The organism is Mobilitalea sibirica (genome assembly GCF_015999265.1).
Taxonomy (GTDB): Bacteria; Bacillota; Clostridia; order Lachnospirales; family Lachnospiraceae; genus Mobilitalea; species Mobilitalea sibirica.
On the sequence record NZ_JAEAGR010000018.1, the window covers coordinates 25221 to 45657 of the forward strand.

A 20437-nucleotide genomic window follows, 5' to 3' on the forward strand; every position below is an offset into this window, starting at 1 on the left:
ACAGTTAAAAGTACGCTTATCTTTATACTTCAAGCTCAACCGCTTGCTCGTCTTCAGACTCCGGTTTGTGCATGATCTGAATATCATAAGGGTTCACTTTGATTCCTACTTCACTTCCGACGGCGCAAAGATCTGTGGAATGTACCAGCCATTCACGTCCCCCTGCCATTACCTCCATCTCATAATGGACACCTTTGAATAGAAGAGAAGTAACTCTACCTGCTAGGATGCCTTCCTCCGGCCTTACTAAATCAATATCTTCCGGACGAATTACGACATCTACAGGTTTGTTTTTTCCGAACCCGACATCAACACAAGGAAAATTCACTCCAAGGATATTAACCAATTTATCCTCCACCATGGTAGAGGAGATAATATTGCTGTCACCTATAAAATCAGCAACAAAAGCGTTCTTGGGTTCGTTATAAATATCCTCCGGTGTTCCGATCTGTTGGATATATCCCTGATTCATAACTACAATTGTATCGGACATGGTGAGGGCTTCTTCTTGGTCATGGGTAACATAAATAAAGGTAATGCCGAGCTCGTTCTTAAGCCGGATTAACTCATATTGCATATCCTGTCGAAGCTTTAAGTCCAAGGCTCCTAAAGGCTCATCAAGCAAAAGCACCTTTGGTTCATTAACGATTGCTCTTGCTATGGCAATTCGTTGCTGTTGACCTCCGCTTAAGGAATCGGGCATTCTATTTTCATAGCCATCCAGATTTACAAGTTTTAAAGCATATGTAATCTTATCTTTTATGTAAGCTTTGCTTTTCTTTTTGATCTTTAACCCAAAAGCAATGTTTTCAGCAATTGTCATATGATTGAATAATGCATATTTTTGAAAAACAGTATTTAGGTGACGTTCGTTGGGTGGAAGTTTTGTTATATTCATTCCTTCAAATATAACCTGACCCTTATCCGGGATTTCAAAGCCTCCGATGATACGCAGAGTGGTGGTCTTACCGCATCCGGAGGGACCTAATAAGGTGAGAAATTCATTTTCGCGTATATATAAGTTAAGCTCATCTAATACCATGGTGTCACCAAAGGATTTCGATATATTCACTAAATTGATTAATTTATTATCATTCATTCGGGATATCTCCTTATAAATAGATAGTATATGTTCTCGGATTTATATGATGGAATCATGGAGAAGTTCATCCATTCAATATATATTAATTAGAAACTGGGGGGTGTGGATATCCATAGGAGAGTAGCACCGGTTTTTTCAGACGCGCTAATATAATGTTGTTTGTTCGCCGTGAAATAAAAGGATTCTCCCTTTTTCACCTTAAAAGCCCGGTTGCCTATATGCAATGTAATGCTTCCGTTTAATACATATCCAAATTCTTCTCCTTCATGGGGATTATCAGGATAGGTTGAACCTCCTATATCTAAGGTGAGTAATATCGGTTCCATTATGTTTTTCTGCGCATTGGGAATGATCCACTTTATTTCATTTTTCAGTTCTGCATCATATTTTTCAAAATAATCGGATTTTTTGAAGACAACCTGTTCCGAAGAGGTTCCGCTAAAAAATTCTTCAAGATTCGTACCCAGACATTGAAGAATGTCCATCAAAGTTGCAATGGAGGGGGAGGTTAAATCTCGTTCCAGCTGGGATATAAACCCCTTGGATAATTCCGCTCGATCAGCCAGCTCCTCTTGAGTTAGGCTCTTTTGTATTCGTAATTCCTTGATTTTTGATCCAATATTCATTCGGAGGCACCCTTTCAAATCTTACTAAAAATAAACTTAGAGTTTAGCTTTGCTAAACAACAAACAACTTAAATTATACTAGGAAAACGATGCTTGTCAATATATTAATGATAATTTTTCCATATTTATGTGTATTTATAAATTTCTATTATTGATAATATATTAAGAATCCATGTATTTGTTAGATTAACGAAAAATTGAAATGGTAAATAAATGTAAACTAATGTATAATAACATCATATAGAAAGCATTATCGTAATTCATAATTATTAAGGAGAATATATAATGAGTAAATGTGAAAAAGCGATTATCACAGTTTTATGTATGATATATGATGGCAATAAACTATTGCTTCAAAATAGAGTAAAAAAAGATTGGCGTGGATTGACATTTCCGGGTGGTCATGTCGAAAAAGAAGAATCCTTCGTTCAGGCAGTTGTTCGTGAGATGTATGAAGAGACAGGATTAATGATACGGGAACCTAAATTATGTGGAGTAAAACAATTTCAAACCGATGAGGATGAGCGTTATATCGTATTTTTGTTTAAAACAGATCAATATGAGGGTAAGTTAACTTCATCCGATGAGGGTGAAATGGTATGGGTTAACAGAGATTCGTTAGATGAGTATTCGTTGGTAAATGATTTTATGGATTTACTAAAGGTCTTTGAAACTGATCATTATAATGAATTCATGTATGATCGAGGCAGAGCAGGAGATGATTGGAGGATAAGGTTGTATTAACTATCTGTAAGATAGGATAGAATAAAAGGGAAATCTTCTTGAGTTAGTTTATATAAACTAAGTAGAAGAAATCCCTTATATTTATTTATAAAATTCTTTAATCTTGTCTAATCTTGAAGTCATTCCCTGGAACAGATAATCCACCAGAGTAATTGCAACCATGGATTCTACTACTACAACAGCTCTGGGTACAATAATCGGATCATGGCGGCCACCAATCTGAACATCAACATTTTCTTTGGATTTATTTACTGTCTTTTGGGATCGACCTATGGATGCCGTAGGTTTTACCGCAGCTCTTAATATAATTTCAAATCCATCACTGATACCACCAACAATTCCTCCGGAATGGTTACTTAACTTCGTTAGGTTTTGATCTTCGTCATAAAAAAATGAATCGTTGTTTTCAAAACCGGTGTGTTTAGCAACCTCAAAACCATCACCTATTTCCACGCCTTTGATAGCGCCGATTGACATAATTGCCTTAGCAAGAGCGGCATCCAGCTTATCAAAAACCGGTTCTCCGATACCTGCCGGCATCCCTGTTACGATACATTCGATTACTCCACCGACAGAATTTTCCTCTGCCTTTTGCTTTAATATATATTCTTCTGCTCTGGCAGAAGCTTCTAAGTCCGGCATTACAAGTGGACTTTTTAAGGCCAAGTCTTTTCTGCATTTTTGATAATCGATTGATACAGGACCTATTGACTTGGTATATGCATATACTGCTACGCCTAATTCCTTTAAGATAGCACCTGCAATAGCTCCGGCTGCGACTCTTCCGGTGGTTTCCCTGCCGGAGGATCTTCCACCGCCTCTATAATCACGAAAACCGTACTTTTGGTCATAGGTATAATCTGCATGACCCGGACGATAATAAGATGCTATTTGAGAATAATCGGAGGAACGCTGATTTTCATTAAATACAACTAAAGAAATGGGTGTACCGGTGGTGCGTCCTTCAAAAACACCGGATAGTATTCGAACTTTATCGGCTTCTTTTCTGGGGGTGGAGAACTCACTTTGACCGGGCTTTCTCCTATTTAAATATGTTTGTATATATTCTTCATTTATGAAAAGGCCTGAGGGACATCCATCCACTACAACACCAATTCCTTCACCATGAGATTCACCCCAGGTGGATATTTTAAAACGATTTCCGAAAACGGATCCTGACATAACATCACTCCATGATTTAGTATATTTAGCATTGACTGACAGGATAATTCATTATTACATAATTATCCATTCGTTATAGCTTATCCATAGTATATAGGAATTACCTAACAGTTTCAATCTTTTTAAGGACATTTGCAAAAAAAAATCATATACTGTTATGACAATAAAATTTCGAGGCAAAATAGTGAAAGGTCAATTTTATCGTCCGGGTGAAGAAAACGGATTTTTATATGGCAGTATGAATGATACTTCAAAAGATCCCAATAATACATCAGACAAAAGGAACAAAATACAAAAAAAGGATGAGGATTTAATCATTGAAGAGAATACAATCTATGAGATTGATCGAGAATGTTATGAAAGGTTAAAAAGGCAGAAGAAAAGAAAGTGACAAGAAACTAACATGAGAATAACAGATTGTAACTTGAGAAGACTTAAAAAATAAAAAGAAAAGAGCAAGCAAGAAGAAACGTATCGATATAACGTAATAAGAATGTTATTAATTAGTAATATTGAAATAATCAAGCAATAACATGCAGGTTTTAATTAATTAAAATAATGAAAGTATAAAGCAAAGAAAAAACAGCAAAAAAAAGCTGCGTAAAACGCAGCTTTTTCTTACTTCTGATTTCGAAGTAATGGTTTTTTGTGTGTAAGACTGCTTTAGAAGCCACCAAATCCGTTACCGCAGCAGCAGCAGAGGATAAGAATAATCCAGATGATACTATTGCAGCCATCGTTGCCTCCGCAACCGCCTCCACCAAATCCATTTCCAAAGCCATTACCGCCACAGCAGCATAATAAAAGGATGATTATCAAAAGACAATCACAGTTATTATTACCAAGTCCACCGTCGCAATGTGTTGCTGCTAAATCACTCATAGTTGATCCTCCTAATATTAATTACAATGTATCATATGAAGGTTAGCTTGACTGATTTCCTATTTTCAGAAATAAATATAGAAATTTTTGTAGATTTTGCGACAAATTAATCCAGTTGTTTAATAGAATTGTATCCGTGGCTACAATGATTTTAAATTTACTTGTTATAATAGAGATGGATATTTATGTTAATTAAATAGTAAGCTGGAAAAAAGAGCATGCTAATTTGATGAGTAAGAAGAAATTAAGAGAATGAATTTAAGAAAGGAGTTTGACTATGAACAAATTAAAGAACATTGATCAATCAACTATATTAAGGCTGGAAGAAGAGTTAACCTATCAAAAAGGACAGGTGGTAAGTAAAACTCTTGTTCAGAATCCCAATGTAAGCATTACTTTGTTTTCTTTTGATAAGGACGAAGAGATCAGCAGCCATTCCTCTAATGGAGATGCCATGGTAACTGTATTGGACGGAGTTGGCAAGTTTACGGTTGGAGAAGAGGAATTTATCTTAAAAAAAGGTGAAAGCTTGATTATGCCTAATAATATTCCTCATGCAGTATATGGAGAAGAACAATTTAAGATGTTATTAACAGTTGTTTTTTAGAGAATAGCATTTAACCATATTATGTGATATAAAAATGTTTTCGGGTAGTAAAGTAATACGCCTAGTTATAAACAAATATACATGCTTAACAAGGGATTACTGTAAATCTTTGAGCCGGGAGTGTGGTATACCATCAACTTATGTGTGAGGGAAACTATGTTCCCGGCATATTTATTATGTAACAGTCCTTGAGCTAAGCTAGATATGAATGATAATACAAATATAATTGTAAATATTACATAGGATAAGAATCTCCGCTATGATATGATTCGATTTGAAGAAATATCATAAGGAGGGATGAGATGAAGAAAATAATTCTAATAATTATAGTTGCTGTTGTTATGTTACAAGGATGTGTAGAAAAGAGTGAGGATTATGTCGACGGTGATATACAGACAACGAATCAGGAGGGGACAGAAAACGAGATGAATGATACTTCTGATCAAAAGGATCCTATTGATAATAAAACGGAGGTATCCGATATGGAGGAGAATAAAACTATGAAGGAAACTGAGAAAGCTACCCAGGTCCCGACCTCTACCCCTACTCCGACGCCCGAATTAGTAATGCCTTTGACCGTGAATGATACCGGTAAGGTGCTAATACAGACGGTATCCACAAGTACAGCATATCCATATACTTCCTATATCATTACTTCGGTGAATGGTGAAAGTATTGTACTTGATCCTACAAGTATGCCGGATACCGATTTAGTGGATATTAATCCTGCCGGTATTTTTATTACTCATGGGCATCCTGACCATAACGATCGGATTTTCTTACAAGCTTATGACTGTCCTACGGTAAAATATGAAAAGGCTGATATACAACTGAATGATTTTCATGTGTATACAATCCTTTCGTCCCATAACAACGATACCATTATACCGGAGAATTTCAATGTGATGATTGTACTGGAGGTAGATGGTCTTCGGATTGCTCATATGGGAGATATAGGACAGACATTTTTAACAGAGGAACAATTGAAGGAGTTAGGTGAGATTGATATTGCTTTCATGCAGTTTGAGAACAGTTATTCATCCATGTCTTTAAAGAATAAAAAAGGATTTCAGCTGATAGAACAATTAAATCCCAAGATTGTTATACCGACTCATTATACGGATAATACACTGCCGGTATTGGAAGAAAAATATGGGCCCATAACGGAATTTGAGAATAAACTTGCCATAGCCACAGAAGATTTACCGGAAAAAAACCTGACAGTATATCGCATATTAAATAACTATAAATATAAATAATTTATATTTATATTAGTATTATTAAATAAACAATAAAATCAGTAGATCAAGTGTACGAATTACCTTTTATTAAAATGGATATTATCTGCTGTTTATAAAATGAATCTATGAATAAAATAAAGCTAAGATATGATTTTGGTGTGATCTATTATTCATTTACATGGCACCTGTTATCTATTATAATATAAAAAATATTATTTTGGATGGCAGGTGTTTTATTGATGTTAGATACGATAGGATTTCAATACTTTACAGGGTATGTTTTCGCTTTATCCGTTTCAGGTGATCCTACCATATGTATGGTGGATGAAGCGAAAGAGTACTTTAAAATTATCTATATGAAATCAGGTACATGCCATTTTCTCTTAAATCAAAAAGAAATTGTTCTCACCGGCTCTAATGCGATATGTTTAAATGAAAAAGATAAGATCGAGTTTCACGAATATCCGAAACAAGATATAAAAGTAATTATTTTTAAACCAAAGCTAATTAATGGGGCTTTTGATCCGGATTATATCAATCATCCAAATCCATCAAGGCTATCATCCACCATTATGCAAGACTTATATTATCTTAAGCAGTTTAAATGGGACACCCAATTGAATAGGAAGCTACTTCCTCTTCGGGCAATGGATTCTACTGTTATGGAGCATAGAATATCACAGATGCAGGAGGAACTATTGAAGCAGGATAACAGTAATTGGCCTTGTAGGAGCAGATCCTATCTATTTGAAATCTTGTTTTGTCTGGTTCGGCAGGAGGGGATGGATGAAACGGTAAGCAATGTTCAGATTTTTAATGGTTGTTCGAAGCTGGCAGTTGATGTGATATGTTACCTTCAAACCTGTTATAATCAAAAAATTACAATTGAAAAACTTACCGAAGAATTTCATACCAATCGAACAACCTTACTAACTGATTTCAAGAAGTATACAGGCTCCTCCATAAATCGTTATTTAGTACAGCTACGGCTAAGTATGGCATCGACCTTGCTTCGTGATACACAGCTATCCGTTGAAGAAATCTGTGAAAGGACCGGATTTAGTGACATTAGTTATTTTAGCAAGGCGTTTAAAAAAAGAATAAATTATACACCTTCAGAATATCGCCGCATCTATAATCATAAGTAAGAAAAATTAGTGAATACACATGCAAGTGGGATACATATAAAAAAGAATAAATGTGAAAAAAGTACTTAAATCACATGATATTTTTTAAAAAATACAATACAATAAATATTAGGTCCTAAGTAGAATAAGGATTAAGACAAAAGAGAAGACAGAAAGGATGGATGATAATGAATTTTAGTTTTGCTTTTTTAATTATGTGGGCAGTTATTCTCATACCTCTATTAGTCATTGTACTTATTGTTATTGCTGTAATAAGACACGGACAGAGAAATAATAGCAATTATCGTATAGAAAACAGAGGAAATGCTGCACTGGAAATATTAGATCAACGTTATGCTAAAGGAGAAATATCAGAAGAAGAATATATTCATAAAAAGCGGATGTTAAATGAACCATAAATTATAATTAGGGTTGTAGCTAATGTTTATCACAAAGAGGTAAATATAATGTTATAACCTTTATTTTATGCTACTATTGCCGGCCGGTATATCACCCTGTTTTGTATCCATAATAGCTCCACATTTTTTAATAGAATTAAGCCGAAACGTATTTAATTAATATATGTAATAACGAAACAGAAGACTTTTTATGAGTTGTCATGGAAATAACAATAAAAGGGTGGTATGATTTTTATGATGTTTCGGGGAAATAAGATGAAATAACAGAATAATAATCATGTTGTAAACAATGTAGATAGTAATTCAGATAACACGAGTATAGAATAGTATATTGGCAAAGCTGTCGGAATAGGATAATACAAAAACTATGGAGCTTTGATATGGAAAAGCAAAATAAAGTCCAGATTATTGTACATTGCAGTGAGTATGAAAAGAGATTAAAAACAATGGAAGGATTGGGTCATATTAAATACAGACTTCCAATGATTGATGCCTATGTCATCGAGGTAGATTCAGATAAAATTGATAGTATTAAAGCATTGGATGGACTAATCACTGTTGAAATGGATACCCATATAACGGCACAGATGAACCGTGTGGGAGATATCATTGAAAGTCATTGGGCTCATGAAAATGGATATTATGGCAAGGGTGTCGGTGTCGCAATCATTGACACCGGAATTAGTCTTCATAAGGATTTTACAGAGGGCGGTAACAGGGTTATCGCCTTTAAGGATTTTATAAATCATTATACAGAACCATACGACGATAACGGTCATGGTACCCATGTGGCTGGTATCATAGGTGGAAACGGTTATTCATCAAAGGGTAAATATATGGGTGTAGCACCTGCATGTAACTTTATATCGGTAAAAGTACTGGATCATCGCGGTGATGGTAATATATCCGATGTTTTGGCTGGACTGCAATGGATTATTGACAACCGAAAAAAATATAATATCAGAGTCGTGAATATAAGTGTCGGAACCTCTGCCAAAGATAGTCTCGATGAGAATTCGCTATTGGTACAAGGCGTAAATGCAACCTGGGACAGTGGTATTGTTGTGGTAGTAGCAGCCGGTAATAACGGACCCGGACCTATGTCAATTTCAACTCCGGGTATCAGTCGCAAGGTAATTACAGTCGGGTCTTCAGATGATAATGTGGCAGTAGAAGTGTTCGGGAATCGTACCAAGGATTATTCGGGGCGGGGACCGACTCCTTATTGCATAAAAAAACCGGATATCGTTGCCCCGGGTTCTAATATTATATCATGTAACATAAGTCGGTTCGTATCCAGAAACAGAAACGGATTGAGGTTTCATTCAGCTGATTCACCAATGATGTATACGATAAAAAGTGGGACTTCTATGGCAACACCAGTTGTATCCGGAGCAATTGCATTATTACTGGGAGCCAATCCAAGGCTTTCTAATCGGGAGGTTAAGCTTAAGCTAAGGGAGAGTGCGGTTGATTTGGGTCAGCATTGGGAAAAACAAGGCTGGGGATTGTTGAATATAAGAAAACTTTTAGAATAGAGAAGCAACTTAAACGCTATTCATTAAGAAATATGAATTAGTTTATTAAATTTACAAATTAGTGGTTGTATTATTTTTGGAAAAGCATTATAATTAAGTAAGGAATTAGATTCCTGAAATATTAAATAATTACATATGGATACGGGCATTTTATACATAATTTAAAAGTAATTTTAAGTTTTATCTGAAAGAAAGAATAGAAAATCTAGAATTGCTAAGGATAATGATAGCTTAAATAATACCGTTAAGTGTATCGCCTAAGTATCAGTAATTTTTAAGAAAACAAGTGAGAATACAAGGAAATTGATACAATTTCCTTGTCAAGAATATTAAAAGGAGGAAATGAATTATGGCTTATTTTAACGTAGGTAAAATTCAATACGAAGGACCCGAAAGCAAGAACCCGCTTGCTTTTAAATACTACAACCCTGAGGAAGTAGTAATGGGAAAAACGATGAAGGAGCATTTAAGATTTGCAATGTCTTACTGGCATACCTTCACATACATGGGAACTGACCCATTCGGCGGCACAACAATGACACGTGAATGGGATAATACAGCTGATGTAATGCAAAAAGCAAAGGAAAGAGTACATGCGGCTTTCGAATTCATGGAGAAAATGCAGATTCCATTCTTCTGCTTCCATGATCAGGATATTGCTCCTAGAGCAGCTACTCTTGAAGAAACAAACAGAAGATTAGATGAAATCGTTGTTGTTATTAAAGAAGAAATGGCACGTACCGGAATCAAATGCCTTTGGGGTACTACCAATGCCTTTAGCGATGACAAATTCGTTCACGGTGCAGGAACATCCTGCAATGCAACTGTATTTGCATATGCTGCAGCACAGATTAAGAAGGCTATGGAGATTACGAAGGAATTAGGTGGTGAAAACTACGTATTCTGGGGTGGTCGTGAAGGTTATGAAACCTTACTTAATACAGATACAGGCTTAGAGCTTGATAATCTGGCAAGATTATTACAGATGGCAGTTGATTATGCGAAGGAAATCGGTTTTACAGGACAGTTCTTAATCGAGCCAAAGCCGAAGGAACCTACAAAGCATCAGTATGACTTTGATACAGCGACTGTACTTTCTTTCTTAAGAAAATATAATCTTCAGGATTACTTCAAGATGAACATTGAAGCAAACCATGCAACCTTAGCTATGCATACCTTCCAACATGAATTAAACATGAGCCGTATCAACGGAGTTCTTGGTAGTGTAGATGCTAATACTGGTGACCCGATGCTTGGATGGGATACTGACCAGTTCCCGACCAATGTATATGATACAACATTGGCTATGTACGAAATCTTATTAGATGGTGGCCTTAAAAAAGGTGGTTTGAACTTTGACTCCAAGGTTCGTCGTGCATCCTTTGAAGATGATGATTTATTCTTCGCTTATATCGCAGGTATGGATACCTTTGCAAAAGGCTTAAAAGTGGCTGCAAGATTGCTTGAAGATAAAGTATTTGAAAACTTCAAGGCTGAGCGCTATGCAAGCTATACCGAGGGTATTGGTAAAGATATCGTAGAAGGTAAAGTAGGTTTCAAGGAGTTAGAAGCTTATGCACTTAAGAATGGTGCTACTGTGAATAAGTCCGGTAGACAGGAAATGCTGGAAATGGTTCTTAATCAATATATCTTAGAAACAAAATAGTTCACTCAATAAAACTATGAACTACGGATAGATAGAGTAAAAAGACTGGGCTGTTTCAAAATAGTTAAGCGGGGAATATGATTTTACCGTAATACACTGTTTGACAGATATGTTATTGATTTTGTTATGCCTTGTGGGAACAGAAGTGTTCGCACAAGGCATACAAAAATCGAAAATATGTCCATCAATCTGTGTAAGAGGTAGATTATATTCCCATTGTTTTTTTGAAACAGCCCCGTTTTTTTAGGGTTCGTATGTTTTTTGAGGAGTAAAGCTGCACCTCAAGACATATGTATTATTCAACTGAGATTACACTGACAGGACAATTGTCTGCTGCTTCCTGTGCTAAATCTTCCGAATCTGCCGGTACCGAATTTACATAAACCTCGGCAAGCCCATCGTCGTCCATACGAAAAACTGCCGGACAGGTCTCAGCACAGAGTTCGCAACCAATACATCCATCACGATCAATTGAAGCTTTCATAAACATTCCTCCTTCTGATTGGTGAATTAAATGATAATTCACAGTGTGTTATAACACCAAGTTAAGATATGATTTTGGTGTTATATATATTCCTTTGAAAGCAGATTGTTAAAAGATAAATTCAATTTAGTTTATAATATAAAATTTACCATATCTGCTTTACTTCACAGTATAACATATTTATGAGAAATTGTAAGGGGATAGTATGATTTATAACCAAAAAAGTATAATAACATTTGAAATTTATGGCATTCTGTGATATACATATTAGTGTATGATTATGTTAATAATACAAATATATGGAGGTAATTGATATGAAAAAGTTTGAATGTACTGCATGTGGTTACATTTACGATGAAGAACTGGGCGATCCGGATAGCGGAATTGCACCGGGAACAAAATGGGAAGATGTTCCTGAGGATTGGGTTTGTCCTGTTTGCGGTGTTGGCAAGGATGAATTCGAAGAAATTAAATAAGTTGATCTAACTGTCCTATCCTATTTTCATAAAGAGAATAGGGTAGGACAGTTTTTTCTATATGTTATAAGAAAATTTTTCAGAGTGATGCAAACATAATTTAGTGAGCAACTGTATAAGTCGTTGGTACTTAGACCGCGTGTTTTACGGTCTTATATACCAATAATTACTTCATCCAAGCAAGAGCGTGCCCGGATCAAACTATGTTTGTATCATGAATTCAATAACGATCCAAGAACGTTGTTAACCATACAAATTCTATTGACGTAGTAGGAATATAGCTTTATAATATACACCTAAGCGACCCTGAGTTAAATCGGTTAAGAAAGTTTTTTGTATAATCGGTTGTGATAGTGATATAAATAATTACTTTATAGTAATGATTACTTTATAGTTAAGTAAGAATGATGGTTTTATCATTATGAAGTCGATGATAAGAGGTGTTTTCATGATATATTTAGACTATGCTGCCAATACTCCGGTAGATCAAGGGGTATTGGATTGTTTTTGTAAAGAGAGTTTAGGTAATATTGCCAATCCGAATTCCCGTCATAAGCTTGGAACAACCGCTAAGGAAAGATTAGAGGAGATCACGCAGCATATGGCTGAGCTTTTACAGGTAAAGCCGAATGAGATTATCTATACCTCAGGAGCCAGTGAAGCCAATAATCTGGCAATTAAGGGTCTGGTTCAGGCGTATAAGCATAACGGTAAGCATATCATCTCAACTTGCCTGGAACATTCCTCCGTAAGCGGTGCCCTGACCTATCTGCAATCCTTAGGATATGAAATTGATCTGGTAGATATTACGGAGGACGGATTGGTAGATATCAATCATTTGAAGGAATTACTTAGAAAAGATACCGTTCTCGTATCCATTTGTTATGTTGACAGTGAATTAGGGATTTTACAGCAGATAAAAGATATTGGGGCATTATTATTAAATTATCCGAATTGTTATTTTCATACGGATGCTACTCAGGCAATCGGTAAGGTCCCAGTTTCTTTTGAGAATATTGACTTAATGACATTCACGCCCCATAAATTCTATGGATTAAATGGTTGTGGTGTTTTAATAAAGCGAGAGTCAGTGATCATAGAGCCCTTAATTCATGGGGGAAGCAGTACTACCTTGTATCGAAGTGGGACACCGGATCTGGCAATGGCTGCAGCTCTTTGTAAGGCCCTTGAGACAGCACTAGTTCAACTTGAAGAACGGTTTCAATATATAAGAACACGGAATGAGGATTTAAAACAGTTTTTCACAACATTTTCTAAGGTTCGTATTAACAGTACCGAATATTGCATACCGCATATCCTTAATATCAGTATACAAGGCGTAAAGGCGGTTACGTTTACAGATGCATTGGAGAAAGAAGGAATCTGTGTATCTATTAAATCAGCCTGTTCCGTTCAAAATTCTCCTTCTAGACCGGTATATGCTATTACAAAGGATCGTAAGAATGCGATGTCTTCCTTTCGAATCAGCTTAAGTCATCTAACAACCGAGGAGGAGATTAACATTTTTAAAGAGGTCTTTACGAAATGCTATCATAGATTGACTAGTTGAGATTTGAAATAATAAAAAGATTTATTGATCGTACCGATACATTGATTATTCGCTTTACCCTAAGCTTCGTTTTCGGTGATAAAGAAGATAGATAACAGTGAAATGAGGATATAGATTAACATAAAATAGACAGATAATTAGAAAGTGGTATAATTATGGATATGGAAAAACATCAGATAATAGAACGAAGTATTATTAAGAAGTTTCGAAAACCAATTTGGAAAAAGTTCATTGACGGGATCAACCAATATGAATTGATAAAAGAAGGAGATAAGATCGCCGTATGTATCTCCGGGGGTAAGGATTCGATGCTGCTGGCAAAATGTATGCAGGAGATACAACGTCACGGGAAGATACCCTTTGAGCTGGTCTTTCTGGTGATGGACCCCGGCTATAATGAGATAAACCGACAGACAATTATCAATAATGCGAAGCTACTTAACATACCAATCACAATATTTGAAACGCAGATATATGATATTGTTGCAGAGGTGGATGATTCCCCCTGCTATCTGTGTGCCAGAATGCGTAGAGGATACCTTTATAAGAATGCCCAGGCGCTGGGCTGTAATAAAATTGCCCTAGGACATCATTTTGATGATGTGATTGAGACCGTCTTAATGGGAATGCTATACGGAGGGCAAATACAGACAATGATGCCGAAGCTTCATAGCACCAATCATCCCGGAATGGAGCTTATACGGCCACTTTATATGGTTAAGGAAGCGGACATTCTGGCTTGGAAGCAGTATAATGAACTTCAGTTTATTCAATGTGCCTGCCGTCTGACCGAGAACTGTACGCTCTGTGATAATGGTGGCGGTGGTTCGAAGCGGCAGGAGATGAAGGCTTTAATCAAAAAATTCAGACAAACTAATGCAAGTATTGATATGAATATATTCCGAAGTATCCATAATGTGAATCTGGATACGATAATCGGATATCATGATAAGACAATGCAGTATCATTTTCTTGATGATTATGATACGAAGGGAGGTTCAGCATGTTAAACCAGTTTTCCCGTACTGAGCTGTTGTTAGGTAAGGAAGCGATGGAGAAGTTAGGCAGTGCAAGAGTTGCGGTATTTGGTATAGGGGGTGTGGGTGGTTATACGGTGGAAGCCTTAGCCCGCAGCGGCGTCGGCAGCTTTGATTTAATCGATGATGATAAAGTGTGCCTTACGAATATCAACCGACAGATTATAGCCACAAGAAAAACAGTGGGTAAGTATAAGGTGGAGGTTATGAAAGAGCGAATTTTAGAGATTAATCCTAAGGCAACAGTAACTACCCATCAGTGTTTTTATAGTGCCCAAACTGCGGATCAATTTAACTTTGCTGATTATACTTATATAGTGGATGCAATCGATACCGTATCTGCCAAGATCGAGATGATACTGAGAGCACAGGATAAAAACACCCCAATCATAAGCTGTATGGGTGCGGGTAATAAGTTAGACCCAACAAGGTTTGAAGTGACTGATATCTATAAAACCTCTATGTGCCCACTTGCAAAGGTGATGAGGAAGGAACTTAAGGTCAGGGGGGTTAAGAAATTAAAAGTGGTTTATTCGAAGGAGCCAGCCAGAAAACCCATAGAAGATATGTCAAATAGCTGTAAGGTTGGCTGTATCTGCCCTCCGGGAGCGGAGCGCAAATGCACCGAGAAGAGACAAATTCCCGGAAGTACCTCCTTCGTACCTTCTGTGGCAGGACTTATTATTGCCGGAGAAGTGATTAAAGATATTACTGGGATTGTATAATTCATTTTATGATAGCTTCGCACATTTCATTTTACTGAAAAGTATGTTAAAATCATTTAAGTTACGAAATATCACAGTGTATGAATTTTCATACTGGCTTCCTATGTTTTGTTAAACTCATCATAAGTTGCCGTATGAGAACATATAAGAGATAGCTAATGATTTTATCATACTTTTTTCTATACATTGCAGTGATGTATCAGCTACTATATTCTAAATATTTGTTTTGATTTAAAAAATACGAATTAAGTTTCTAAGTACTGCTTACATTTTCTGAATGGAAGATAAGGATATTGCAAGTAAACTTGCATAGCCTTACCTTCCAGCCGGAAAGCACTGAAGGTGCTTTTGAAACTTAAGTCAAATCATTTATATTAATATATTATGAAAGGATGATTTAATATGGGAAAATTGCCGACCAGAGAGGAAGCTTGGGAGCTGCTGACAGAATTTAATAAAGAAGAATTTCATTTAAAACATGCAAGGGTAGTAGAAGGAGTTATGAGATACTTTGCCAGAGAATTAGGATATGAGGAAGAAACCGAGTTCTGGGGTCTGGTAGGATTACTCCATGACCTTGATTTTGGCATGTATCCGGACGAGCATTGTGTGAAATCTCAACAGATTATGAAAGAACGAGGTTTGGATGAAAGACTCATTCGTGCAACGGCCAGCCATGGATACGGAATCTGCGTGGATATAAAACCGGATCATGAGATGGAAAAGGTACTATATGCGGTGGATGAATTAACCGGTTTAATTGGTGCCGCTGCCATCATGCGTCCTTCAAAAAGCACGATGGATCTGGAGCTTAGCTCGGTACGTAAAAAGTTTAAGACCCCCAAATTTGCAGCAGGCTGTTCGAGGGAGGTTATAACAAATGGGGCACAGATGTTAGGGTGGGAACTGGATGAATTAATGGAGAAGACGATTTACGCTCTGCGGGAAGTGGAACAGACGACAGGACTGGTGTAATGTAACGATGCTTTATTATTTTGTACTTGCGTCTATTAAGAAATGGTGCTATAAATGGTAGTAACGTTATCAGGTTCGGCTAAATACAGAACGAAAGTGTTTCATGACATAATGATATATTAAAGGAGGATATGCTGATTAGAGTAATATCTCATTTATTTGTATTACAGCAGATATTTGGTTTGGTGGAGAGGAATGAGACAATACAATAAATACACCGTATTCGGGTTAATTGGCAGTAAAATAACTATGGTAGGATTAGGTACATTAGGTAATATAGCATTTATTTTAATCGGTTCGACGATTGGCATTGTATTAAAAGAGGGCTTAAAGAAGCGCTTTCAGGATAATATAATGAATGCTCTGGGACTTGCGGTAATGTTCATCGGTATCAGTGGTGCTCTTCAGGGTCTGTTTATCGTAAAAGGCAATAGTCTCAGCTCCGAAAATATTATGTTAATGATCGTTTCTTTGGCCTTAGGTGCTTTTATCGGGGAAATTATTGATGTGGAATTAAGACTTGATCATCTTGGGGAGTGGATAAAAAAAACACTCAAAGTAAAAGGTGAAAAAGGACATGGTTTTGTCGAAGGTTTTGTAAGCAGCTCCTTGCTATTTTGCATCGGAGCGATGGCGATCATAGGATCTTTGCAGGACGGATTGTCCGGTGATCCTAATATGCTTTTAGCAAAAGGCGTTATCGATGGTGTTGTTGCCATATTTTTTGCATCCACTCTGGGTATCGGAGTATTTTTCTCCGTACTGCCGGTTGGAGTCTACCAGGGTATTATAACATTATCAGCTACTTATATTGAACCCTTCTTAAGTGATCGTTTAATCGCGAATATTTCCTTCGTGGGTTCTATCTTAATCTTTGGCATCGGAATTAATATGATATTTGGGAAAAAGATTAAATGCGGTAATCTGTTACCGGCGGTACTGGTTCCGGTATTCTATGAGATTATTGTAAATGTATTATAATAAATAAAAATAATAGATGGTATAAAAAATGTAGCTGTTATAGTAATAATAGCTTGAAAGATAAGACGGGATATAGGGTTTCCTCAATATACTATTTGGTGAACACCTCCCTTACTTTGTTTGTTTTACCTTATACGAGTATTTATGTTCGAAGAAGGAAAACTAAGTAAGGGAGGTGTACTCCAACAAGTGTGTGGGGAGACCCTATATCCTGTTTTATCATATATCAAAAAAATAAAAATGGAGCTGTTTCAAAATAGTTAAACAGAGAATATGATTTTATCCTGATACACTGTTTGACGGTTATGTTACTGATATGGTTATGCCTAGGCGAACAGAAGTGTTCTTTAAAGTTAGTTACTAAAACTGAAGTGATTAATACCGAAACAAATGCGATTTTTGTAAATAAATGCGTACAATAAATGTATAGGTTATGTAAATAAATGGTAATCATTATTGACTTTATGGCTGACTTTGTTATAATATAAATTGTTAAAAAATGTAAATTATTGAAAATAAGTAGCGTTATAAATTGAAAGGAAGTATATTGTGGGGGTTCCTATCAGGGTCAATTTTGAGAATATTAAGCCAATCGATTATGAAGCAAACGAGGCTTATAAAGCAATCAGAACGAACATTGCTTTCTGTGGCAAGCAGATTAAGGCAATTGTAATAACAAGTTCATTGCAGGGTGAGGGTAAGACGGAGGTTTCCTTCCGATTGGCTATATCCATGGCTGAGGATGGGAAGAGAGTGGTTTTTGTTGATGCTGATTTGCGGAAATCCGTATTTGCCGGCAGATATCATATAGACCGAGCCGTTCGGGGATTGACGCATTATCTTTCCGGTATCTACTCGAAGGAAGATGTGATTTATCTAAGTAATATTAAGAATTTATCCGTTATCTTTGCCGGCCCTGTAGCACCGAATCCCTCCGAGCTCCTACAAAATAACTTTTTTCTAAAGTTAATGGAACATCTGAAACAAGCTTATGATTATATTATTATCGATTCGCCTCCCTTAGGTAGTGTCATTGATAGTGCGGTGATAGCAAAGAATTGTGATGGTGCAATTATGGTGATTGAAGCGAATTGCGGCTCTCCAAAACTTGTTTTACGTATTAAAAATCAGCTAACAAAGACAGGCTGTCTTATCCTGGGAGCTATATTAAATAAAGCTAACAATGGTAGACCAATTTATTATAGATACCGTAAATATGAAAAGCGTTATTTGTTGAAAATTAGAAAGTCGGTGAAAGATTATGTTTCGAAAAAATCATAATAAAATAAAACTGGCCGTGATTGTGATGCTTTTTCTGATAACCTTAATGCTTAATTACATTCCGCAAAACAATATTTTTGCAAGGTCGGCCCATTTAGAAAACAATATCGGAGAATACGAGCAAAGAAGTAAACAACAGAGCTGTGAATTATCCTCCTCCCTATGGATATCCTTTGGATTAGGGGCTTCTGTCTGCTTACTCCGTGTGGGATGGAAAAGTAATGAAAATCATAGTTGACAATACAAGTATAATTGTATACAATAAAACAAATTTTAATTATAATGGAGAGCGTTGCATATGGATCAAAGAAAAGTATTTATAAATCCGCATAATAATCTTCTTCAATTAGAAGAGCCGATTTATCCGCTGGTGGAAGTGGATCAGCCAAACACCTTTAGAAATTTATTTCCTTATGACGAGATACCTAAGATTGCATTTAATGACAGAATTGTTCCACATCACTTGCCGGAGGAAATCTTTATTACGGACACTACGTTTCGAGACGGACAGCAATCCAGAGCACCTTATACAACGCAGCAGATAGTAACCATGTATGACTATCTGCATCGCTTAGGAGGACCTAAGGGATTAATCCGCCAAAGTGAATTCTTTTTGTACAGCAAAAAAGACAGGGATGCTGTATACAGTTGTTTAGAAAGAGGATACGAATTTCCTGAGGTTACTTCCTGGATCAGAGCCAGTAAGAAGGATTTTGAACTGGTAAAGGAGATAGGTTTAAAGGAAACCGGTATCTTAGTAAGCTGTTCCGATTATCACATCTTCTATAAAATGAAGATGACCAGAGGCGAGGCAATGAATCATTATTTGAATATTGTCAGAGAGTGTCTGGAGACCGGAATTGCTGCCCGTTGTCATCTGGAGGATATCACCAGGTCCGATATTCACGGCTTTGTAATCCCTTTCTGTTCAAAACTGATGAAACTTAGCGAGGAATATAATATTCCGGTGAAGATTAGAGCCTGTGACACCATGGGATATGGAGTGAATTTTGCCGGAGCCGTCATTCCTAGATCGGTGCAGGGTATCATTTATGGTATCCGAACCCATGCCAATGTTCCGTCCAAATGGTTAGAATGGCATGGACATAACGATTTTTATAAGGCGGTCACCAATTCCACTACGGCTTGGTTATACGGTGCTTCCGGTGTCAACTGCTCCTTGTTTGGTATCGGTGAGAGAACCGGTAATACACCTTTGGAGGCCATGGTCTTTGAATATGCACAGCTTAAGGGAACTTTAGACGGTATGGACACCACTGTGATTACAGAGCTGGCTGAGTACTTTGAAAATGAAATTGGTTATAGGGTACCGTCAAGAACTCCGTTTGTCGGGAAGAATTTTAACGTTACCCGGGCAGGCATCCATGCGGATGGACTGTTAAAAAATGAAGAAATCTATAATATATTCGATACGGAGAAATTCCTTAACCGGCCAGTGCTGGTTGCTGTATCTAATACCTCCGGTCTTGCAGGCATTGCCCATTGGATTAATACCTTCTTTAAATTAAAAGGGGAAAAGACTGTAGATAAGGGACATCCGATTGTAGCGAATATTAAAGCCTGGGTTGATAAAGAGTATGAAACAGGACGGGTAACTGTGATAACCGATGATGAATTAATTGAAATCATTCAGGTTGCTCAAGAAGAGCTGGGATTGTATATTCAATGATTTTTTCGCTAACTTACTATTCGTTTTCCTATTATAGTAACTTTTTAAAAGTTAACTTCTTCAAAGGTTGACAAGATATAGGGA

General features: G+C 36.6%; 22 protein-coding genes. 17 read left to right on the forward strand and 5 right to left on the reverse strand.

Going from position 1 to position 20437, the window contains the following annotated elements:
• Nucleotides 1-22 precede the first annotated feature (22 nt).
• Nucleotides 23-1099, reverse strand: coding sequence for an ABC transporter ATP-binding protein (locus tag I5677_RS14950; protein WP_197662453.1), 1077 nt, complete (start codon nucleotides 1097-1099; stop codon nucleotides 23-25).
• A gap of 89 nt (nucleotides 1100-1188) precedes the next feature.
• A complete protein-coding gene (locus I5677_RS14955) occupies nucleotides 1189-1728 on the reverse strand; it encodes a helix-turn-helix domain-containing protein (RefSeq protein ID WP_197662454.1) in 540 nt (179 codons plus the stop codon).
• Between the two features lie 285 nt (nucleotides 1729-2013).
• Between I5677_RS14955 and I5677_RS14960 the strand changes: the two genes are divergently transcribed.
• Nucleotides 2014-2472 (forward strand): 8-oxo-dGTP diphosphatase, encoded by a 459-nt coding sequence (locus tag I5677_RS14960; RefSeq protein ID WP_197662455.1) that lies wholly within the window; start codon nucleotides 2014-2016, stop codon nucleotides 2470-2472.
• Between the two features lie 81 nt (nucleotides 2473-2553).
• Here the strand turns inward: I5677_RS14960 and aroC are convergent, their stop codons facing one another.
• Nucleotides 2554-3654: a chorismate synthase gene (gene aroC, locus I5677_RS14965; RefSeq protein ID WP_197662456.1), complete on the reverse strand. Its 1101-nt coding sequence runs from the start codon at nucleotides 3652-3654 to the stop codon at nucleotides 2554-2556.
• A gap of 184 nt (nucleotides 3655-3838) precedes the next feature.
• Between aroC and I5677_RS14970 the strand changes: the two genes are divergently transcribed.
• The gene (locus tag I5677_RS14970) at nucleotides 3839-4045 is read left to right on the forward strand and encodes a hypothetical protein (RefSeq protein WP_197662457.1); all 207 of its coding nucleotides are present in this window, start codon (nucleotides 3839-3841) and stop codon (nucleotides 4043-4045) included.
• Nucleotides 4046-4317: 272 nt separating this feature from the next.
• On the opposite strand, the gene I5677_RS14975 is transcribed toward I5677_RS14970, so the two are convergent.
• Nucleotides 4318-4536 carry a chorion class high-cysteine HCB protein 13 gene (locus I5677_RS14975; protein ID WP_197662458.1) on the reverse strand — a complete coding sequence of 73 codons (219 nt, stop codon included), beginning with the start codon at nucleotides 4534-4536 and terminating at the stop codon, nucleotides 4318-4320.
• 277 nt (nucleotides 4537-4813) lie between these two features.
• Here I5677_RS14975 and I5677_RS14980 point away from each other — a divergent pair, with 277 nt between their 5' ends.
• The 6 genes from I5677_RS14980 to xylA all read left to right on the forward strand — a co-directional run bounded on the left by I5677_RS14980 (nucleotide 4814) and on the right by xylA (nucleotide 11134).
• Nucleotides 4814-5143: a cupin domain-containing protein gene (locus I5677_RS14980; RefSeq protein ID WP_197662459.1), complete on the forward strand. Its 330-nt coding sequence runs from the start codon at nucleotides 4814-4816 to the stop codon at nucleotides 5141-5143.
• Between the two features lie 302 nt (nucleotides 5144-5445).
• On the forward strand, nucleotides 5446-6402 hold the full coding sequence (locus I5677_RS14985) for an MBL fold metallo-hydrolase (protein ID WP_197662460.1): 957 nt from the start codon (nucleotides 5446-5448) through the stop codon (nucleotides 6400-6402).
• 221 nt (nucleotides 6403-6623) lie between these two features.
• A complete protein-coding gene (locus I5677_RS14990) occupies nucleotides 6624-7532 on the forward strand; it encodes a helix-turn-helix domain-containing protein (RefSeq protein ID WP_197662461.1) in 909 nt (302 codons plus the stop codon).
• Between the two features lie 167 nt (nucleotides 7533-7699).
• Complete coding sequence (locus tag I5677_RS14995; RefSeq protein WP_197662462.1) at nucleotides 7700-7930, forward strand: SHOCT domain-containing protein; 231 nt, start codon at nucleotides 7700-7702, stop codon at nucleotides 7928-7930.
• A gap of 587 nt (nucleotides 7931-8517) precedes the next feature.
• Nucleotides 8518-9468 (forward strand): S8 family peptidase, encoded by a 951-nt coding sequence (locus tag I5677_RS15000; protein WP_197662508.1) that lies wholly within the window; start codon nucleotides 8518-8520, stop codon nucleotides 9466-9468.
• 349 nt (nucleotides 9469-9817) lie between these two features.
• Complete coding sequence (gene xylA, locus I5677_RS15005) at nucleotides 9818-11134, forward strand: xylose isomerase (protein WP_197662463.1); 1317 nt, start codon at nucleotides 9818-9820, stop codon at nucleotides 11132-11134.
• Nucleotides 11135-11429: 295 nt separating this feature from the next.
• Here the strand turns inward: xylA and I5677_RS15010 are convergent, their stop codons facing one another.
• Nucleotides 11430-11618 (reverse strand): ferredoxin, encoded by a 189-nt coding sequence (locus I5677_RS15010; protein WP_197662464.1) that lies wholly within the window; start codon nucleotides 11616-11618, stop codon nucleotides 11430-11432.
• Nucleotides 11619-11932: 314 nt separating this feature from the next.
• Here I5677_RS15010 and rd point away from each other — a divergent pair, with 314 nt between their 5' ends.
• The 9 genes from rd (at nucleotide 11933) to I5677_RS15055 (ending at nucleotide 20353) form a co-directional block, all read left to right on the forward strand.
• Nucleotides 11933-12094 carry a rubredoxin gene (gene rd / locus I5677_RS15015; RefSeq protein ID WP_197662465.1) on the forward strand — a complete coding sequence of 54 codons (162 nt, stop codon included), beginning with the start codon at nucleotides 11933-11935 and terminating at the stop codon, nucleotides 12092-12094.
• Between the two features lie 448 nt (nucleotides 12095-12542).
• Nucleotides 12543-13664: a cysteine desulfurase family protein gene (locus tag I5677_RS15020; protein WP_197662466.1), complete on the forward strand. Its 1122-nt coding sequence runs from the start codon at nucleotides 12543-12545 to the stop codon at nucleotides 13662-13664.
• 155 nt (nucleotides 13665-13819) lie between these two features.
• Nucleotides 13820-14674 (forward strand): tRNA 2-thiocytidine biosynthesis TtcA family protein, encoded by an 855-nt coding sequence (locus I5677_RS15025; RefSeq protein ID WP_243456617.1) that lies wholly within the window; start codon nucleotides 13820-13822, stop codon nucleotides 14672-14674.
• The gene (locus tag I5677_RS15030) at nucleotides 14668-15426 is read left to right on the forward strand and encodes a tRNA threonylcarbamoyladenosine dehydratase (protein WP_197662467.1); all 759 of its coding nucleotides are present in this window, start codon (nucleotides 14668-14670) and stop codon (nucleotides 15424-15426) included. Before I5677_RS15025 ends, I5677_RS15030 begins: the two co-directional genes overlap by 7 nt.
• Before the next feature lie 402 nt (nucleotides 15427-15828).
• Nucleotides 15829-16401 (forward strand): hydrolase, encoded by a 573-nt coding sequence (locus I5677_RS15035; protein ID WP_197662468.1) that lies wholly within the window; start codon nucleotides 15829-15831, stop codon nucleotides 16399-16401.
• 195 nt (nucleotides 16402-16596) lie between these two features.
• Entirely contained in the window at nucleotides 16597-17382 is a 786-nt protein-coding gene (locus I5677_RS15040) for a DUF554 domain-containing protein (protein WP_330617940.1), read from the forward strand.
• Between the two features lie 549 nt (nucleotides 17383-17931).
• A complete protein-coding gene (locus I5677_RS15045; protein WP_197662469.1) occupies nucleotides 17932-18663 on the forward strand; it encodes a CpsD/CapB family tyrosine-protein kinase in 732 nt (243 codons plus the stop codon).
• Nucleotides 18644-18901 (forward strand): hypothetical protein, encoded by a 258-nt coding sequence (locus I5677_RS15050; protein WP_197662470.1) that lies wholly within the window; start codon nucleotides 18644-18646, stop codon nucleotides 18899-18901. Before I5677_RS15045 ends, I5677_RS15050 begins: the two co-directional genes overlap by 20 nt.
• A 60-nt stretch (nucleotides 18902-18961) precedes the next feature.
• Nucleotides 18962-20353: a beta/alpha barrel domain-containing protein gene (locus I5677_RS15055; protein WP_197662471.1), complete on the forward strand. Its 1392-nt coding sequence runs from the start codon at nucleotides 18962-18964 to the stop codon at nucleotides 20351-20353.
• The last annotated feature ends 84 nt before the right edge of the window (nucleotides 20354-20437 follow it).

Bases quoted from the DNA above. Each gene is read 5' to 3' on its own strand.
- I5677_RS14950 (WP_197662453.1), bottom strand. From the start codon at position 1,099: ATGAATGATAATAAATTAATCAATTTAGTGAATATATCGAAATCCTTT.
- I5677_RS14955 (WP_197662454.1), bottom strand. From the start codon at position 1,728: ATGAATATTGGATCAAAAATCAAGGAATTACGAATACAAAAGAGCCTA.
- I5677_RS14960 (WP_197662455.1), top strand. From the start codon at position 2,014: ATGAGTAAATGTGAAAAAGCGATTATCACAGTTTTATGTATGATATAT.
- aroC (WP_197662456.1), bottom strand. From the start codon at position 3,654: ATGTCAGGATCCGTTTTCGGAAATCGTTTTAAAATATCCACCTGGGGT.
- I5677_RS14975 (WP_197662458.1), bottom strand. From the start codon at position 4,536: ATGAGTGATTTAGCAGCAACACATTGCGACGGTGGACTTGGTAATAAT.
- I5677_RS14980 (WP_197662459.1), top strand. From the start codon at position 4,814: ATGAACAAATTAAAGAACATTGATCAATCAACTATATTAAGGCTGGAA.
- I5677_RS14985 (WP_197662460.1), top strand. From the start codon at position 5,446: ATGAAGAAAATAATTCTAATAATTATAGTTGCTGTTGTTATGTTACAA.
- I5677_RS14990 (WP_197662461.1), top strand. From the start codon at position 6,624: ATGTTAGATACGATAGGATTTCAATACTTTACAGGGTATGTTTTCGCT.
- I5677_RS14995 (WP_197662462.1), top strand. From the start codon at position 7,700: ATGAATTTTAGTTTTGCTTTTTTAATTATGTGGGCAGTTATTCTCATA.
- I5677_RS15000 (WP_197662508.1), top strand. From the start codon at position 8,518: ATGAACCGTGTGGGAGATATCATTGAAAGTCATTGGGCTCATGAAAAT.
- xylA (WP_197662463.1), top strand. From the start codon at position 9,818: ATGGCTTATTTTAACGTAGGTAAAATTCAATACGAAGGACCCGAAAGC.
- I5677_RS15010 (WP_197662464.1), bottom strand. From the start codon at position 11,618: ATGAAAGCTTCAATTGATCGTGATGGATGTATTGGTTGCGAACTCTGT.
- rd (WP_197662465.1), top strand. From the start codon at position 11,933: ATGAAAAAGTTTGAATGTACTGCATGTGGTTACATTTACGATGAAGAA.
- I5677_RS15020 (WP_197662466.1), top strand. From the start codon at position 12,543: ATGATATATTTAGACTATGCTGCCAATACTCCGGTAGATCAAGGGGTA.
- I5677_RS15025 (WP_243456617.1), top strand. From the start codon at position 13,820: ATGGATATGGAAAAACATCAGATAATAGAACGAAGTATTATTAAGAAG.
- I5677_RS15030 (WP_197662467.1), top strand. From the start codon at position 14,668: ATGTTAAACCAGTTTTCCCGTACTGAGCTGTTGTTAGGTAAGGAAGCG.
- I5677_RS15035 (WP_197662468.1), top strand. From the start codon at position 15,829: ATGGGAAAATTGCCGACCAGAGAGGAAGCTTGGGAGCTGCTGACAGAA.
- I5677_RS15040 (WP_330617940.1), top strand. From the start codon at position 16,597: ATGAGACAATACAATAAATACACCGTATTCGGGTTAATTGGCAGTAAA.
- I5677_RS15050 (WP_197662470.1), top strand. From the start codon at position 18,644: ATGTTTCGAAAAAATCATAATAAAATAAAACTGGCCGTGATTGTGATG.
- I5677_RS15055 (WP_197662471.1), top strand. From the start codon at position 18,962: ATGGATCAAAGAAAAGTATTTATAAATCCGCATAATAATCTTCTTCAA.